14 protein-coding genes are annotated in these 15,672 nt (G+C 68.9%); 8 read left to right on the forward strand and 6 right to left on the reverse strand.

From position 1 onward, the window contains the following. Positions 1–19: 19 nt before the first annotated feature. Positions 20–556, reverse strand: coding sequence for a PadR family transcriptional regulator (locus CFB43_RS07335; protein ID WP_174975641.1), 537 nt, complete (start codon positions 554–556; stop codon positions 20–22). Positions 557–707: 151 nt separating this feature from the next. On the opposite strand from CFB43_RS07335, the gene CFB43_RS07340 reads away from it, so the two are divergent. Further along, positions 708–2,732 carry an oxidoreductase gene (locus tag CFB43_RS07340; protein ID WP_089494597.1) on the forward strand — a complete coding sequence of 675 codons (2,025 nt, stop codon included), beginning with the start codon at positions 708–710 and terminating at the stop codon, positions 2,730–2,732. 50 nt (positions 2,733–2,782) lie between these two features. Next, positions 2,783–3,223 carry a nuclear transport factor 2 family protein gene (locus CFB43_RS07345; protein WP_089494598.1) on the forward strand — a complete coding sequence of 147 codons (441 nt, stop codon included), beginning with the start codon at positions 2,783–2,785 and terminating at the stop codon, positions 3,221–3,223. 46 nt (positions 3,224–3,269) lie between these two features. Here CFB43_RS07345 and CFB43_RS07350 read toward each other — a convergent pair whose 3' ends face one another. Genes CFB43_RS07350 through CFB43_RS07370 form a run of 5 tightly spaced genes read right to left on the reverse strand, consistent with a single transcriptional unit; the run spans position 3,270 to position 8,324 of the window. Beyond that, entirely contained in the window at positions 3,270–4,337 is a 1,068-nt protein-coding gene (locus tag CFB43_RS07350) for an alpha/beta hydrolase (RefSeq protein WP_089494599.1), read from the reverse strand. A gap of 13 nt (positions 4,338–4,350) precedes the next feature. After that, entirely contained in the window at positions 4,351–6,018 is a 1,668-nt protein-coding gene (gene mhpA, locus CFB43_RS07355) for a bifunctional 3-(3-hydroxy-phenyl)propionate/3-hydroxycinnamic acid hydroxylase MhpA (protein WP_089494600.1), read from the reverse strand. A gap of 50 nt (positions 6,019–6,068) precedes the next feature. After that, positions 6,069–7,136, reverse strand: a complete 1,068-nt coding sequence (locus CFB43_RS07360; protein ID WP_089494601.1) for a maleylacetate reductase — start codon at positions 7,134–7,136, stop codon at positions 6,069–6,071. A 7-nt stretch (positions 7,137–7,143) separates the two neighbouring features. Next, the gene (locus tag CFB43_RS07365; RefSeq protein ID WP_089494602.1) at positions 7,144–7,446 is read right to left on the reverse strand and encodes a Dabb family protein; all 303 of its coding nucleotides are present in this window, start codon (positions 7,444–7,446) and stop codon (positions 7,144–7,146) included. Further along, a complete protein-coding gene (locus CFB43_RS07370) occupies positions 7,443–8,324 on the reverse strand; it encodes an intradiol ring-cleavage dioxygenase (protein ID WP_089494603.1) in 882 nt (293 codons plus the stop codon). The genes CFB43_RS07365 and CFB43_RS07370 overlap by 4 nt, the downstream gene beginning before the upstream one ends. Before the next feature lie 118 nt (positions 8,325–8,442). Between CFB43_RS07370 and CFB43_RS07375 the strand changes: the two genes are divergently transcribed. The 6 genes from CFB43_RS07375 to CFB43_RS07400 all read left to right on the forward strand — a co-directional run bounded on the left by CFB43_RS07375 (position 8,443) and on the right by CFB43_RS07400 (position 15,642). Next, a complete protein-coding gene (locus CFB43_RS07375; protein ID WP_089494604.1) occupies positions 8,443–9,366 on the forward strand; it encodes a LysR family transcriptional regulator in 924 nt (307 codons plus the stop codon). Between the two features lie 162 nt (positions 9,367–9,528). Then, complete coding sequence (locus CFB43_RS07380) at positions 9,529–10,437, forward strand: SphA family protein (protein ID WP_089494605.1); 909 nt, start codon at positions 9,529–9,531, stop codon at positions 10,435–10,437. Between the two features lie 159 nt (positions 10,438–10,596). Further along, on the forward strand, positions 10,597–12,807 hold the full coding sequence (locus tag CFB43_RS07385; protein WP_441299736.1) for a TonB-dependent receptor: 2,211 nt from the start codon (positions 10,597–10,599) through the stop codon (positions 12,805–12,807). A 23-nt stretch (positions 12,808–12,830) separates the two neighbouring features. Continuing rightward, positions 12,831–13,604: an ABC transporter ATP-binding protein gene (locus tag CFB43_RS07390; RefSeq protein WP_089495274.1), complete on the forward strand. Its 774-nt coding sequence runs from the start codon at positions 12,831–12,833 to the stop codon at positions 13,602–13,604. 5 nt (positions 13,605–13,609) lie between these two features. Next, a complete protein-coding gene (locus tag CFB43_RS07395; protein ID WP_373452534.1) occupies positions 13,610–14,605 on the forward strand; it encodes an ABC transporter substrate-binding protein in 996 nt (331 codons plus the stop codon). Next, positions 14,602–15,642, forward strand: coding sequence for a FecCD family ABC transporter permease (locus CFB43_RS07400; protein ID WP_179254804.1), 1,041 nt, complete (start codon positions 14,602–14,604; stop codon positions 15,640–15,642). The genes CFB43_RS07395 and CFB43_RS07400 overlap by 4 nt, the downstream gene beginning before the upstream one ends. Positions 15,643–15,672: the final 30 nt, after the last annotated feature.

The raw sequence follows: 15,672 nt of genomic DNA on the forward strand, positions 1-15,672 counted from the left end.
CCGTCAGTCGTTCAGTCGTTCAGTCTTTCGGCAAGCGCAGCACGTCGAGCGCGTGCTGCGAGAATTCGACCCAGAACCGCTCGTTCGCGATGCCGGCCTGCAGGACCAGGTGCTGAAGGCGCTTCGTGCGCGAATCGGCGCTTTCCGAAAAGTCGCGTGCCTCGATCTGCAGATACAGGTCGAGTTTCTCCTGGTGCAGCGCGATGCGCCGCCTGATTTCGTCCTCGAGGCCGGCCGGGCCGAGCACCGCTTCCGCGCGCAGGCGCACCATCAACGCTTCGCGCAGCGGCGTCGGGTCTTCCGGTTCGGCGATCCAGCGGCGCAACTCCTTCTTGCCGGCCGGCAGGATCCGGTACGCGCGCTTGCGGCCGCGCCCCGATTCGGCCGGCAGCGATTCGATCCAGCCCGTTTCCTCGAGACGTCCCAGCTCGCGATAGATCTGCTGATGCGTCGCCTGCCAGAAATAGCCGATCGAGCGATCGAAACGGTCGGCGAGTTCGGAGCCTGAACCCGGGCGTTCGGCAAGCGCGGTGAGGAGTGCGTGGGGCAGGGACATGTCGGATCGAAGGAGGCCGCGGAATGAACCGCATCTTGCCATATCGGGGCCACAGTACAAGATGACGGATGTGTTTATGCAACGGGTTGCATAAACGAAAGCGGTCGACTACTATCTGTGCAACTTGTTGCATAAAAAATGGAGATACCCCATGACGTCGCGTTATCCGCATCTGACGACCCCGCTCGAGCTCGGCTTCACGTCACTCAGGAACCGCGTGCTGATGGGGTCGATGCACGTGGGCCTCGAGGAAGCGCCGAACGGCTTCGAGCGGATGGCGGCATTCTATGCGGAGCGGGCGCGCGGCGAGGCCGGCCTGATCGTCACGGGCGGCTTCGCGCCGAACGAGCGGGGCCGTCCGGCGCCCGGCGGCGCGATGCTGACGACCGAAGCGGAAGCCGAGCGTCATCGTGTCGTGACGCGCGCGGTGCATGCGGAGGGCGGCAAGATCGCGCTGCAGATCCTGCATTTCGGGCGCTACGCGTATCACCCGGCGCTTGCCGCGCCGAGCGCGCTGAAGGCGCCGATCAACCCGTTCACGCCGCATGCGTTGACGAGCGATGAAGTCGACGAGACGATCGCCGATTTCGTCCGATGTGCGGCGCTCGCGCAGCATGCGGGTTACGACGGCGTCGAGATCATGGGATCCGAAGGCTATCTGATCAACGAATTCATCGCGTCGCGCACGAACCATCGCGACGACGCATGGGGCGGCGCGTACGAGAACCGCATCCGTTTCCCGGTCGAGATCGTGCGGCGTGTGCGCGAGCGGGTCGGCACGAACTTCATCATCATCTACCGGTTGTCGATGCTCGATCTCGTCGAAGGCGGCTCGACGCTCGACGAAGTGATCCGGCTCGCGCAGGCGATCGAAGCGGCCGGTGCGACGATCATCAACACGGGCATCGGCTGGCACGAGGCGCGCATTCCGACCATCGCGACGAAGGTGCCGCGCGCCGCGTACGCCTGGGTCACGCGGCAGTTGATGGGCAAGGTCGGCATCCCGCTCGTCGCGACCAACCGGATCAACACGCCGGACGTCGCGGAGCAACTGCTGGCCGACGGCTATTGCGACATGGTGTCGATGGCGCGGCCGTTCCTCGCCGATGCCGAGTTCGTCCGCAAGGCGCGGGAAGGGCGCGCGGACGAAATCAACACGTGCATCGGCTGCAACCAGGCCTGCCTCGACCATACGTTCAGCGGCCGGATCACGTCGTGCCTCGTGAATCCGCGCGCGTGCCATGAAACCGAGCTCGTGATTCGCCCCGCGCAGCAGCGCAAGCGGATCGCCGTGGTCGGCGCCGGGCCGGCGGGCCTCGGCTTCGCGGTCACCGCGGCTGAACGCGGGCATGCGGTGACGCTGTACGAAGCCGGCGCCGAGATCGGCGGCCAGTTCAACATCGCGAAGAAGGTGCCCGGCAAGGAAGAGTTCAACGAGACGCTGCGCTATTTCCGCCGGCAGCTCGAATTGCGCGGCGTGACGCTACACCTCAATACGCGCGCGACCGCCGAGCTGCTGCAGCAGCGCGAATTCGACGAAGTGGTGATCGCGACGGGCATCGTGCCGCGCACACCGCCGATCGACGGGGTCGGGCACGCCAAGGCGCTCGGCTATCTCGACGTGCTGCGCGACGGCAAGGCGGTGGGCCGCAATGTTGCGATCGTCGGCGCCGGCGGGATCGGCTTCGACGTCGCGGAATATCTCGTGCATCGTGCGGGCGCCGGGCACGTCGATGCGGACCGCTTCTTCGCCGAGTGGGGTGTCGACCCGTCGTACGCGAACGCAGGCGGCTTGCGTCATGCGCACCCCGAGCCGGCGGCACGGCAAATCCATCTGCTGCAGCGCAAGGCATCGAAGGTCGGCGACGGGCTCGGCAAGACCACCGGATGGATCCACCGCACGGCGCTGAAGGCGCGTGGTGTCGGGATGTCGTCGGCGGTGACCTACCGGCGTATCGACGACGCAGGATTGCACGTGACGATCGATGGCGTCGAGCAGACGCTGCCGGTGGACCACGTCGTGATCTGCGCGGGGCAGGAGCCGTTGCGCGAACTGGCGGAGCAACTGGAGGCCGCTGGGCGCAAGGTGCACGTGATCGGCGGCGCGTACGAAGCGGCCGAGCTCGACGCGAAGCGCGCGATTCACCAGGGCACGACGCTGGCCGCGACCCTTTGAGATTTCAGACCGATTCGTTTCTTTTCCGCCCGACGATACAGGAGCCTTCGATGACGAACGCACCGCTGCACCTTCAACCCGCTGTCGCGCAATCGCTCGACACGTGGCACGCGATGGTCGAACGCAAGGATTTTGGCGCACTGGAGTCGATCGTCCATCCGGACGCCGTGTTCCGTTCGCCGATGGCGTTCAAGCCGTACGGGCCGGCGCCCGCGCTGTTGCTGGCGCTGCGCACGGTGATCACGATCCTCGAGGATTTCACCTATCACCGCCAGTTCGTCACCGACGACGGCAAGAGCGTGGTGCTGGAGTTCAGTGCGGCCATCGGCGACAAGGCGCTGAAGGGGATCGACATGATCCGCTTCGACGAAGAAGGGCGGATCGTCGAGTTCGAAGTCATGATCCGGCCGTTCAATGCGCTGCAGGCACTCGGCGCGGAAATGGGCGCGCGGCTCGCGCAGCAGTTGCCGTCGTTCAAGCTCGGCGGTTGAGTCGGGCCGCCGGGCCGCCCGGTTCCCGACCCACTGCCTGGCGTCGTCACGCCCGCGCGAACCGCTCGACGAACCAGTCGCAGACGAACGCGGTTCGCTCGGACGCATGGTTGTAGATCGTGTGCTCGCCGTCCGGCCAGACCCTGAGCGTCGCATCGCCGGACGTCGCCGCATCGAGAAACGGCTGCTGATCGTCGAGCCGGATCAGCGGGTCGTCGCCGCCGTGCAGCACCAGCAGCGGGCACGTGATGCGGTCGCGTTCGGACGAGAAGCGCATCCGCGCGAAGTTTGCCGTTACCGCATCGGGATCGTCGTTGCCGAGCATGGCCGCAGCCTGTTCGACGAACGTGCGGAACGGCAGCAGCGTCGGCGCCGCGAGTGCACCGTTCACGCAGCAGGCGGCGATCCGTTGGTCGCTCGCGGCGGTCGCGGCCGCCCACAACCCGCCGATGCTGTTTCCCCAGATACCGATCGGCCCGGGCACGCGGTCGGCGACCGCATCGACGAAACGCCGGTACGCGGCGCGCATGTCGACGTCGACGAAGATCCGCTGTTCGAGCCGCGTCTCGCCCTGGCCCGGCCCTTCAGCGAGCAGCGTCGTGACGCCGCGCGCCGCGAGCGCGCGCGCGATCGGCCAGTACGCGAAGCCCCAGCCGCTCTGGCCGCCGAACAGGATGACGGCGCCGCGTACGCGTTCGGTCGGCGGCCGGACCAGCCAGCCGATCAGGTGCGCATCGCCGAACGGCACTTCCACCCGCTCGATGCGCTTGTCGGACCAACGCGCGAGACCGTGCGACGCGTCGACCAGCCGCGCATAGAGCGCGCGTTTGCGCGGCACGTCGTGGTTGAACGCCATCTGCGCAAACAGCAGGTTCGCGATGGCCATCGCCTGCGCGTCGGCGGCCGTGACCCGGTGGCCGGCTTCCGCCGCTTGCGCGGCGCGCGCGAGCTGCGCGTCGGCCAGCGCTTCGGCCGCGATGTCCCACGGTTCGCCCGCGGACGTGCGCGCGTGCAGTGCCATTGCGTCCGCATGGTCCATCCCGCAGTCGAGCAGGCGCGTGACGGGCATCGCGCGTTGCAGGGACAGCGCGAACGGTGACAGTTCGGTCGTCATGCGCAACCCTCCTTCACGATGCGTGGGTGACGGCCGCCGAAGCTGCCGAAGCGGCGGACGGCTCGGCCGACGCGGCGGACCAGTACAGCTTGTCGCGGAGCGCATCGACGAGCGTGCCGAGGTCGCGCAGGTCGGCCACCGAGCCGAATACGATGAAATCCGGCCGCGCGAGATACGCGCCGATCCCGTGCGCGTGCATGAACGCGTGCTGTTCGCCGTCGAGGTCGACCACGGCATCCGGTGCGCTCACGTCGTCGGACAGCACGGCCACGCGACAGCCGAGCCGCGCAAGGAACGCACGCTGCGCGTCGTCGAGGTAGCGGGAAGGGTGTTCGCGCGCGACGAGCTGGAATCCGCGGCCGACCACGTCGTCGAAGCGGCCCTCGGCCGCGCCGCGGCGCACGCGCCCCTGCGGTGCGGGCGCGCCGGTCGTCGGCAGGCGCGTGCCGTCGGCTTCGTCGTGCACGATGCCGTGCTCGAGCTTCGGGAACGGCGGCATCGGCGGCATGTTGCCGGAGCGGAAGGCCGCGTCGCGCTCGGCGACCTTGCGCGGGTCGTCCTCGTTGACCACCTGCCCGAGGAACAGCGACATCTGCGTGACCGCGGTCACGTGCGGGCGACGCTCGGCTTCGAACGTGTCGAGCAGGTCGTCGGACGCACGCCCGGTCAGCACCAGGTCGAGCTTCCACGCGAGGTTGATGCCGTCGCGCATGCCGGAGCACGCGCCTTGTCCCATGTACGGCATCATCGTGTGCGCGGCATCGCCCGCGAGCAGCACGCGGCCGGCGCGCCAGCGTTCGGCCATGCGCGTCTCGAACGTGTAGACGACATGGCGCAGCAGCTTCAGGTCGTCCGGGCCGTAGCCGTAGTGGTCGTTGAGCCACTTCCAGCCGGCTTCTTCCGTTTCCCATTCGGCGGTCGATTCGTCCGGCAGCACGCGCAGCTCGAACCGCGTGCGCTTCGTGCCGATCGGCATGTGCATGTACGCGCGTGCCGGATCGCAGTAGATCGTCGTGCGCGCACAGCCGTCGCCGAGATCGCGCTGGTTCTCCGAATCGAGATTGAGCCAGCGCTCGTTGTAGCCTAAATCGGACCGTTCGATGCCGAGCGTGCGGCGCACGAAGCTGTTCGCGCCGTCGGCACCGATCACGTAGCGGGCGCGAATCGTGCGCGGCTTGCCGGTCCATTGCGCGTCCTGGCTGCCGCGCGACGGATGCGCGGTCAGCGTCACGCCGTCGTCGTCCTGCAGCAGCGTATCGACTTCCCAGCCGCGCAGGATCGTCACGTTCCTGAACGTGCTGGCGCGCGCATCGATCGCGTCCTCGATGTCGGGCTGGTAGATCGAGATGTGCGCGGGGTAGCCGCACGCGCGGCCGGCCCAGTTCAGTTCGAGCAGCAGGTCGCCGTTCGCATCGCGGTAATGGTAGGTGTCGACGGCCTTCGCGTTGCGCAGCGCGTGATCGACATCGGCACTCGCCTGCACGATGCGCGCGGTTTCGCCGTCGATGTGCGTGAGGCGCGGCAGGCCGTAGGGCGTCGGCCAGCGTTCGACGACGATCACGCGATGGCCGGCGCGGCCCAGCATCGAGGCGGCGACGAGGCCGGTCGGGCCGTAGCCGACGATGGCGACGTCGCAGTGTTCGACGGTGCTGTCGCCGTGCGCGCTTGATTCGGTGTTCATGCGGGGTGTCTCCATGACGGTATCTTTTGTTGGTTTGTCGTGTAGCCGGCTCAGCGCGCGGTCGAGCCGGGCAGGTTGCCGTCGAACGCGTCCTGCAGCAGCGCGCGCAGGCCGTCACGTTCGATCGGGCGCGGGTTCCAGTACGGATTGGCGGCCGCGAGATCGGCGGCGCGATCGAGGTCGGCTTCCTGCATGCCGATCGCCTTCAGCGCGACCGGCGCGCCGTTGTCGAGCGCCAGCGCGTAGAGGCCGCGTGCGGCGTCGTTGGTGCCGATCGCGCGGGCGATCCGCCGCATCGCGTCCGGCGCGTGCGCGGCGTTGTACGCGAGCGCATGCGGCAGCACGACCGTGTGGGTCGGCGCGTGCGGCAGGTTGAAGCTGCCGCCGAGCGTGTGACAGAGCTTGTGGTGCAGCGCCATGCCGACGTTGCCGAGCACCATGCCGCACAGCCACGCGCCGTAGAGCGCGTCGCTGCGCGCGGCGAGATCGGCAGGGTCGCGCCGCACGCCGGGCAGGCCGCGCGCGAGCGCGCGAATGCCTTCTTCGGCCACGAGGTTCATCACCGGGTTCGCGTTGTTCGCGTAGAGGCCTTCCGCCGCGTGCGCGATCGCGTTGAGGCCGCTCGTCACGGACAGCTCGACGGGCAGCGTGACGGTGAGCGCGGGATCGTAGATCACCGTTTTCGGCAACACGCGAGCGTCGGAGCCCGTGCGCTTGAGGCCGCCTTCGGTCAGGCCGTAGATCGGCGTCATCTCGCTGCCGGCGTACGTCGTCGGAATCGCGAGGATCGGCAGGCTGCTTTCGAGCGCGATCGCCTTGCCGAGGCCGATCGTCGAACCGCCGCCGATCGCGATCGCGCAATCCGCATCGCACGACCTGGCGAACGCCTGCGCATCGCGGGCGATCTCGATCGGCACGTGCATCGTCGCGCGATCGTACAGCCCGGCCGCGCGCGCACCGAGCCGCTCGACGAGGCGTTGCGCGAGGTCGCGCTGCTCCGGCGTGCAGAGCACGATCGCGCGTTGCGCGCCCAGTTCCAGCACTTCACGTTCGAGATGCTCGAGGCTGCCTGCGCCGAAGATCACGCGGGCGGGGCGGGCCTGGTAGATGAAGTTCATGTCGTTGTTACTCCGTTGCGTAGTCGACCTGATGGCGCGCGATGCGCAGGCCCGTCAGTGCGTCGCGTACGCGTGCGTGTTCAGGATGCGTCGCGTATGCGTCGAGTGCTGCGCGCGACTCGAAATCGGCGACGAGAATCAGGTCGCACGCGTGGTCGGCCGCGCTGAAATCCGCGCCGACTTCGAGGTGCGTCATGCCTGGAATCCGGCCGCGCAGGCTTTCGAAGGCGGTCTTGACGGTGGTGCGTGCCGCCGCGCGCTCGGGTTCGGTCGCGCCGGCGACGTTCCACATCACGACGTGGCGGATCATGCGGCGCGCTCCGCGGGATTGAGCACGAAGTCGTACTCGAGCGTGTAGAACGGCGTGTCCATGCGCGAGCCGTCCGGCGCGATGCCGGGCGCGTGCCGGACCCAGTCGGCGACGAGCGTCGACCGTACGCCGAACACCGCATCGGAGTCGAGATAGCGGTCGCCGTCGCGGAACACGTGCGTGATCAGCGTTTCGTAGCCGCGCGCCTCGATCATGAAGTGCAGGTGCGCGGGCCGCCACGGATGACGGCCGAGCGCGTCGAGCATCGCGCCGACGGGGCCGTCGTGCGGAATCGGATACGGCTCGGCGAGGATCGAGCGGAATGCGTAGCGACCGTCGGCATCGGTGCGCAGCCGGCCGCGCGCGCGGTGCGTGACCGAGCCGTCGTCGGCCGGAAGCTGCACGTCGTAGTGGCCGTCCTCGTCGGCTTGCCAGACTTCCAGCGAGGCGTGCGCGATCGGCAGGCCGTCGATGCCGCGCACGTGGCCCGACACGAAGCACGGCTCGCCGCAGGCGCCGTTCGCGATGTCGTCGAACATCCCGAAGTCGCGGCTGCCTTCGACGTAGAACGGACCGAATACGGTCGCCTCCGTGCAGCCGGCCGGCTTCGCGTGATTCTGCGCGGTGACGAGGGTCGACAGCCCGAGCACGTCGGACAGCAGGATGAACTCCTGGCGCTTGTCGTCGGTGATGTGGCCCACGGCCGTCAGGAAGCCGATCGCGGCTTGCCATTCGGCCTCGGTGAGCTTCGTCTCCCGGGCAAACGAGTGCAGATGCTGGACGAGGCTGGTCATCACCGTGCGCAACCGCTCGTCGCGACAGCCGCCCAGCGACGCGATCACGGCCTGTGTGATGGTGTCTTCGTTGAGATTGCGCATAGGGGGTGTCTCCTGATGTCGTTGGATAACGCGTTGACGTAACATTAATTCCTCCCCGGATCGTAAAAAAGAGGGTTTGGAGGAGTTTTGTTCTCCGCCAGGTGGAAGAATCGAACGCATGGACAAGTGGACGCAGATCGAATTTTTCGTGCAGGTCGCCGAGCTGGGCAGCCTGTCGAAGGCCGCCGAGCGGCTCGGGATGTCGAGCGCGGCGGCGAGCCGCTGCCTGAACGCGCTGGAGGAGCGGCTGGGGGCGCGGCTCGTCGAGCGCACCACGCGCCGCCTGTGGCTGACCGACGCCGGGCATGAATACCACCGGCGTTGTGTCGCGATCCTGATGGAACTGTCGGAGGCCGATGCGGCGGTCAACGAAGCGAGCGTCAATCCGGCCGGCACGCTGCGCGTGACCGCATCGGTATCGTTCGCGTCGATCTATATCGCGCCCGCGTTGCCCGAGTTCCATCGGCGCTACCCGAACCTGAACGTGCAGATCGTCGCGGCGAACCGCTATCCGGATTTCATCGAGGCCGGCATCGACGTGGCGATCCGCACGCGCGAGCATGAAGCGGATTCGGGCATCACCGTGCGCAAGCTCGCCGAGACGCGGCGCGTGCTGGCCGCGTCGCCCGGGTATCTGGCGAAGCACGGCGCGCCGGCGACGCCCGATGCGCTGTGCGACCACCGGCTGCTGGTCTACAACCTTGCGAACGATCCGTACGTGCTGCATTTCCGCCACGGCGCGAAGAAGCAGTCGGTCACGATCAAGAGCGTGCTCGATGCGAACGAAGGGCAGGTGATCCGCGCCGCGGCACTTGCCGGGCTCGGCATCCTGATCCAGCCGCTCTACATCATTCACGACGATATCGTCGCGGGGAAGCTGGTGCCGGTGCTCACCGACTGGCAACTGCCGGCGCTCACCGTCAACATCGCGTACCAGAGCCGCCGCCATCAGCCGGCGAAGATCCGCGTGTTCACCGAGTTCCTGATCGAGCGCTTCGAACGCCTCGGGCTCGCGCGCAAATGGAAGGCAGTCGGCCGCTGATCGCAGGCCGGCGCTGCACCGTCGCGTATTTCTCCGTGTGACGGAGAACTGTTCTCCCGAACGTCGTCTTTTTCGCCGCTGTCGTGCGCTTTACATTGCGTCTCCCCGGGCCTGCGATGCCCGGCTCGCGATGACACGATAACAATCCGGTCTGGAGACGACATGAGATTCACCTTGCGACGAGTACCGTTGGCACTCCTGATCGCCGGAGCCATTCAGGTTCCGGCGTCGGCCACGGAGAACGGGCAGATCAGCTATCCGTTCGGCGTCAACACGGTGCTGAACGGGCTGCTTCCGCCGCCCGGCAACACGCAGTACTTCAACTATTCGCTTTACTACGCGTCGAACCGGTTCGCCGGGCCGGACGGCGGCAATGCGGTGCCGGGGTTCCACCTGAGCGTCGTCGCGGAAACGCCGCGCGTCGTTCACACCTGGGGCGCGACGCTCGGGCCGTTCTCGCTGTCGAGCAGCGCGATCGTGCCGATCGTGCATTTGCATCTGTCGACGCCGGGCGGGACGGGAAACCGCACGTCGCTCGGCGACGTGATCCTCGAGCCGTTCATGATCAACTACGCGAACGCATCGAAGACCTTCTTCGCGTTCTTCTCGCCGTCGTTCGCGGTGCCGACCGGTGCGTATGCGGCGAACCGGATCGCGAACACCGGGCTGAACACGGTTGCGTTCCTGCCGTACGTCAGCACGACCTGGTTTCCGGGCCGCGACTGGGAGATCTCGACGACCACGCTGCTGGAGCTGAATTCGCCGAACCATGCGACGCGCTACCACTCGGGGGCGGTCGCCGTGCTCGACTACCTGATCGGCTATGCGATCGACCGGCGCGTGCAGCTCGGCGTGCAGGGCACGTTCCTGAAGCAGTTCACCGACGATACGCAGGACGGCGTCAAGGTCGCGTCGGACGGCTTTCGCGGGCAATCGGTCGCGATCGGCCCGCAACTGTGTGTCATGTGGGGGCCGGCGTCGGGCGTGGTCGTGAAGTACCAGCACGAGTTCGCGGTGCGCAACCGGCCGCAGGGCGACAAGCTGTGGGTGCAGTTCAGTTTTCCGTTGTAGGCGCGGCGTACGGCCCCGGCCGCGCACCCGGCCGGGACAACCTGACGAAATCCTGACGAATCAAGATGATATATTGTATCATCCGGGGTTTGCGCCACCGACGGGCCGGGCTGCCTGGCACGGCCGCGTGCGACGCCACCCTCCGAAGATCGATACGACGTGACGAAAACCAGACACACCCCGGCGCGCGGGGGGCGGCACCACGCCGCGTCGCGCCGGAACGCCGACGCCTGGCGCGTTCGCGCGGCCCGCGGCTGCACGACCCTGCTGGGCTGCGCGATGGCGAGCTCCGGCGCGTGGGCCGCCGAAGCGGCCGCACCCGCACCGGACGAACGGCATGCACTGCCGGCGATCAACGTCAGCGCGCCATCCGCACCGGCCGACCCGCTGACGCAACCGCTCGAAACCGGCTCGCGGCTCGGGCTCGCGAGCCTCGACACGCCCGCGAGCGTCGAGACGGTCACGGCCGGCACGATCGACGCACGCGGCGATCGCACGGTGCTCGACGCGGTGACACGCACCGCGGGTTTCTCGAGTGCGATGGCGCCCGGCACCGGCGGCACCGCATTGAGCGTGCGCGGTTTCAGCGGGCAGGAATCGGTGATGACGCTGCTCGACGGCGTGCGGCTGATGCCGGCTGCCGGCACGATCACGTTCCCGTTCGATACGTGGTCGGTCGAGCGCATCGAGGTGCTGCGCGGCCCGGCGTCGGTGCTGTACGGCGAAGGCGCGATCGGCGGTGTCGTGAACGTGGTGCCGAAGCGGCCGCAGCGCACGCGCGAGACGACGCTGCAGGTCGGTGTCGGCCTGGATGGTGCGAAGCGCGCCGCGTTCGGTACGACGGGCGCGCTCGGCCCGCGGCTGTCGTATCGCTTCCATGCAAGCGATGCGCGCGCGAACGGTCTCGCCGAGCGGGCCGATACGCATACGACGGCCGTCGGCGGCGCGCTGAAGTTCGACGTGAGCCCGACGCTCACGCTGACGCTCGACTTCGACTACGGCCGCCAGATGCCGGCGACCTACTATGGCGTGCCGGCGCCGAACGGCGTGCTCGATCCGTCGCTGCGCAAGCGCAACTACAACGTCGCCGACGCGTCGATTTCCTATTACGACCAGTGGACGCGACTGTCGGCGACCTACCGGCCGACGGCCGGCGTGACGATCGACAACCAGCTCTACTACCTGACGTCGAATCGCCACTGGCGCAACGCCGAATCGTATGCGCTCGATGCCGCGACGGGGCGCGTCACGCGCGGCGACTATCTCGACATCGGCCACCACCAGCGGCAGATCGGCGATCGGCTGAGCGCACGCTTCGACGGCACGCTGTTCGGCCGCGCGAACCGCTTCGTCGTCGGCACGGAATTCAGCCAGATCACGTTCAGCGGCACCAACAATTCGCCGTACGGCGGCGAGTCGACGGTGCCCGCGCACGGCTTCGACCCCGGCGTGTTCACGAGCCCCGACCCGACGGTGCCGCAGTTCAGCACGCGCGCACGGCAGGCCGCGGTGTTCGCCGAGAACCGGCTCGAGGTGCTGCCGCGGCTCGCGTGGGTGAGCGGGCTGCGCTACGACCACATCGCGTTCAGCCGCGAGCAGGCAGCGACCGGCGCGGGCTTCGACAAGCGTTTCGCGAATGTCGGCTGGCGCACCGGCTTCGTGTTCGAGGTCGCGCCGACACTCAGCGCGTATGCGCAGTACACGACGGGCGCGGAGGGCCTCGGCTCGCTCGTGACGCTGTCCGCGTCGCAGGCGAGCTACCGGCTCGCGACTGGCGAACAGTGGGAAGCCGGCGTCAAGCAGACGCTGCTCGACGGCCGCGCATACTGGACGTTCGCCGTGTACGACATCACGAAGCGCAACCTGCTCACCACCGATCCGTTCAATCCCGCGCTGCGCCAGCAGGTCGGCAGGCAATCGTCGCGCGGCATCGAGCTGACGGGCGGCGCGCGGCTGCCGCACGGCTGGACGGTCGATGCGAACGTCGCGCTGCTGCGCGCACGCTATGACGCGTTCAACCAGAAGGTCGGCAGCACGACGGTGTCGCGCGCCGGCAATGCGCCGGCCAACGTGCCGCAGCAGACGGCGAACCTGTGGCTCGGCTGGGCGTTTGCCGAGCACTGGCAGGCGAACGCGGGCGTGCGCTACGTCGGCGCGACCTACGGCGACGACGCGAACCGCGTGCACGTGCCGTCGTACACGGTGTTCGACGCGTCGCTGCGCTGGCAGCCGACGTCGCGCACCGAGTTGGCGCTGACCTTGCGCAACCTCGCGAACCGCACGTATGCGGTGACGACGTCGAACGGCGGCGAGCAATGGCTGCTCGGCCCGTCGCGCTCGGCGGAGCTCGTCGCGACGATGCGCTTCTGATGCGGCACGGCGCGCGTCCCGTGATGCACATGCTCGACATCGAACGCGTGAGCTGGTCGCCCGGCGGCGCGATCACCGTGCTCGATTCCGTCACGCTGTGCGTGGCCGAAGGCGAGTTCGTCGGGCTGGTCGGCCCGAACGGCAGCGGCAAGACGAGCCTGCTGCGCTGCGTGTTCCGTTACGCGCGGCCCGACACCGGCCGTGTCGCGCTCGATGCGCAGGACGTATGGCGCATGCGGCCGCGCGCGGTCGCGCAGCGCATCGCGGTGCTGCAGCAGGAGACGCCGGACGATTTCGGGCTGACGGTCGACGAGCTGGTCGGCATGGGGCGCACGCCGCACCAGCGGCCGTTCGATGCGGAGACGGCGGACGATCGCCGGATCGTCGACTCCGCGCTGCACGACGTCGGCCTCGTCGAGCGCCGTGCGCAACGCTTCGCGTCGCTGTCGGGCGGCGAGAAGCAGCGCGCGCTGCTGGCCCGCGCACTCGCTCAGCAGCCCGAACTGTTGCTGCTCGACGAACCGACCAACCATCTCGACCTGCGCCATCAGCTCGAACTGCTCGCGCGCGTGCGGCGCCTCGGCATCGCGACGCTCGCCACGATTCACGACCTCAATCTCGCGGCCGCGTATTGCGACCGGCTCCACGTGCTCGCGCACGGCAGGGTCGTCGCATCGGGCGTGCCGGCCGACGTGCTGACCGAAGCGTTGCTGCGCGACGTGTTCGGCGTCGCCGCGCTCGTCGATCGCCATCCCGTCACGGGCCGGCCGCGCATCACGCCGCTTCATCCGGAATGACTGCCATGCCGTTTCCTGTCTTGTCCCCCACGTTGTCATCTCTATCCCGCCGGCTGGTTGCCGCGACCGTGCTTGGCTGCGCGGCCGCGCATGCGTGGGCCTATCCCGTCACCGTGCGCAGCTGCGATCGCGACGTGACGTTCGAGCGCGCGCCGACGCGCGTGGTGAGCAACGACGTGAACCTGACCGAGATGATGCTCGTGCTCGGCTTGAAGGACCGGCTCGTCGGCTACACCGGGATCGGCGGCTGGAAGACGGGCACCGCGCGCGTGCGCGATGCGCTGCGCGGCGTGCCCGAACTGGCGAGCCAGTATCCGTCGCTCGAGGTGCTGGCGGCCGCGCGCGCCGACTTCTATCTCGCGGGCTGGAACTACGGGATGCATGTCGGCGGCCCGGTGACGCCCGCGACGCTCGCGCCGTTCGGCATCCGTGCGTACGAGCTGACCGAATCGTGTTCGCACGTGATGAAGCAGGCAGCCGCGTCGTTCGACGACGTGTTCCGCGACCTGAACAATCTCGGCCGGATCTTCGGCGTCGACGCGCGCGCCGCACAGGTCGTCGCGTCGATGCGCACGCGTCTCGCCGCGGTGTCGCGTGCGATCGGGCATCCGGAGCCGCTGCGCGTGTTCGTCTACGACAGCGGCACCGACAAGCCGATGACGGCCGGCGGGCTCGCGATGCCGACCGCGCTGCTGGCGGCGGCCGGCGCCAGCAACGTGATGGCCGACCTGCCGCGCAGCTGGACGCAGGTGAGCTGGGAAAGCGTGGTCGCGCGCGATCCGCAGGTGATCGTGATCGTCGACTATTCGGCCGTGACGGCCGCGCAGAAACAGCAGTTCCTGCTGAGCCAGCCGTCGCTCGCGCGCGTGGCCGCGATCCGCGACCGGCGCTTCGTCGTGATTCCGTACGATGCGGCCACGCCGGGCCCCGAGAACGTCGCGGCCGTCGAGACGCTGGCGCGCGCGCTGTATCCGGCCGCGTTCGCCGGGCCTGCGCGATGAGCATGCACGTGCGTGCAGCGCGGCCTGCCATGCGCGCGGTGCTGCCGGCGCTGGCGCTGCTGCTGATCGTGTCGATCGTCGCGTCGGCCGCGTTCGGGCCGGCGCCGATCGCGATGCCGGCGGCGGTGCGGATCGTCGCCACGCATATCGTGTCGGCGTTCGGCGAGGCCGGCGTGGCTGCGGCGGGGGCGGGCGACGACAGCATCGTCTGGCTGATCCGGATGCCGCGCGCGCTGCTGGCCGCGATCGTCGGCGCGACGCTGGCGGCGGTCGGCGTGGCGCTGCAGGCCGCGACCGCGAACCGCCTGGCCGATCCGCACCTGCTCGGCGTGAGCGCGGGGGCGATGCTCGGCGCCGTCGCGGTCACCGTGATGGCCGGTGCGGCGTTCGGCCCGTTCACGCTGTCGGCTGCCGCGTTCGCGGGCGCGCTCGCGGCGACCGCCTGCGTCGTCGCGCTCGCTTACCGGCGCGGCCGGCTCGAATCGGACCGGCTGCTGCTCGCGGGCGTCTCGGTGTCGTTCATGATGGCCGCGTTCGGCAACTTGCTGCTGTATCTCGGCGACCAGCGCGCGGCGTCCTCCGTGCTGTTCTGGATGCTGGGCGGCGTCGGGCTGGCGCGCTGGGATCTGCTGCCGGTGCCGGCCGTCTGCGCGGCGCTCGCCGGCGGCGCGTTGTATGCGCGCCGGCGCGAACTGAATGCGCTGATGTCGGGCGATGTGGCCGCGGCTGCGCTCGGCGTGCCGAGCGGGCGGATGCGGCGCGAGGTGTTCGTCGTCGCGTCGTTCGCGACGGGCGCGATGGTGGCGGTGAGCGGAGCGATCGGCTTCGTCGGGCTCGTGACGCCGCATCTGTGCCGTCGCGTCGTCGGCGCCGAGCATGGCAGGCTGCTGCCGGTGGCCGCGCTGACGGGCGCGATCCTGCTCGTCTGGGCCGATGTGGCCGCCCGCACGCTCGCGGCGCCGGAGGATCTGCCGATCGGGATCGTGACCGCGATGTTCGGCAGCCTGTTCTTCGTCGCGCTGCTGCGCCGCCGCTGAGCGGCGCGCAGGTCAGGCGAGGGCCGCCGG

The sequence above is a fragment of the Burkholderia sp. AU15512 genome (assembly GCF_002223325.1).
GTDB lineage: Bacteria > Pseudomonadota > Gammaproteobacteria > Burkholderiales > Burkholderiaceae > Burkholderia.

Bases quoted from the DNA above. Each gene is read 5' to 3' on its own strand.
- CFB43_RS07335 (WP_174975641.1), bottom strand. From the start codon at position 556: ATGTCCCTGCCCCACGCACTCCTCACCGCGCTTGCCGAACGCCCGGGT.
- CFB43_RS07340 (WP_089494597.1), top strand. From the start codon at position 708: ATGACGTCGCGTTATCCGCATCTGACGACCCCGCTCGAGCTCGGCTTC.
- CFB43_RS07345 (WP_089494598.1), top strand. From the start codon at position 2,783: ATGACGAACGCACCGCTGCACCTTCAACCCGCTGTCGCGCAATCGCTC.
- CFB43_RS07350 (WP_089494599.1), bottom strand. From the start codon at position 4,337: ATGACGACCGAACTGTCACCGTTCGCGCTGTCCCTGCAACGCGCGATG.
- mhpA (WP_089494600.1), bottom strand. From the start codon at position 6,018: ATGAACACCGAATCAAGCGCGCACGGCGACAGCACCGTCGAACACTGC.
- CFB43_RS07360 (WP_089494601.1), bottom strand. From the start codon at position 7,136: ATGAACTTCATCTACCAGGCCCGCCCCGCCCGCGTGATCTTCGGCGCA.
- CFB43_RS07365 (WP_089494602.1), bottom strand. From the start codon at position 7,446: ATGATCCGCCACGTCGTGATGTGGAACGTCGCCGGCGCGACCGAACCC.
- CFB43_RS07370 (WP_089494603.1), bottom strand. From the start codon at position 8,324: ATGCGCAATCTCAACGAAGACACCATCACACAGGCCGTGATCGCGTCG.
- CFB43_RS07375 (WP_089494604.1), top strand. From the start codon at position 8,443: ATGGACAAGTGGACGCAGATCGAATTTTTCGTGCAGGTCGCCGAGCTG.
- CFB43_RS07380 (WP_089494605.1), top strand. From the start codon at position 9,529: ATGAGATTCACCTTGCGACGAGTACCGTTGGCACTCCTGATCGCCGGA.
- CFB43_RS07390 (WP_089495274.1), top strand. From the start codon at position 12,831: ATGCACATGCTCGACATCGAACGCGTGAGCTGGTCGCCCGGCGGCGCG.
- CFB43_RS07395 (WP_373452534.1), top strand. From the start codon at position 13,610: ATGCCGTTTCCTGTCTTGTCCCCCACGTTGTCATCTCTATCCCGCCGG.
- CFB43_RS07400 (WP_179254804.1), top strand. From the start codon at position 14,602: ATGAGCATGCACGTGCGTGCAGCGCGGCCTGCCATGCGCGCGGTGCTG.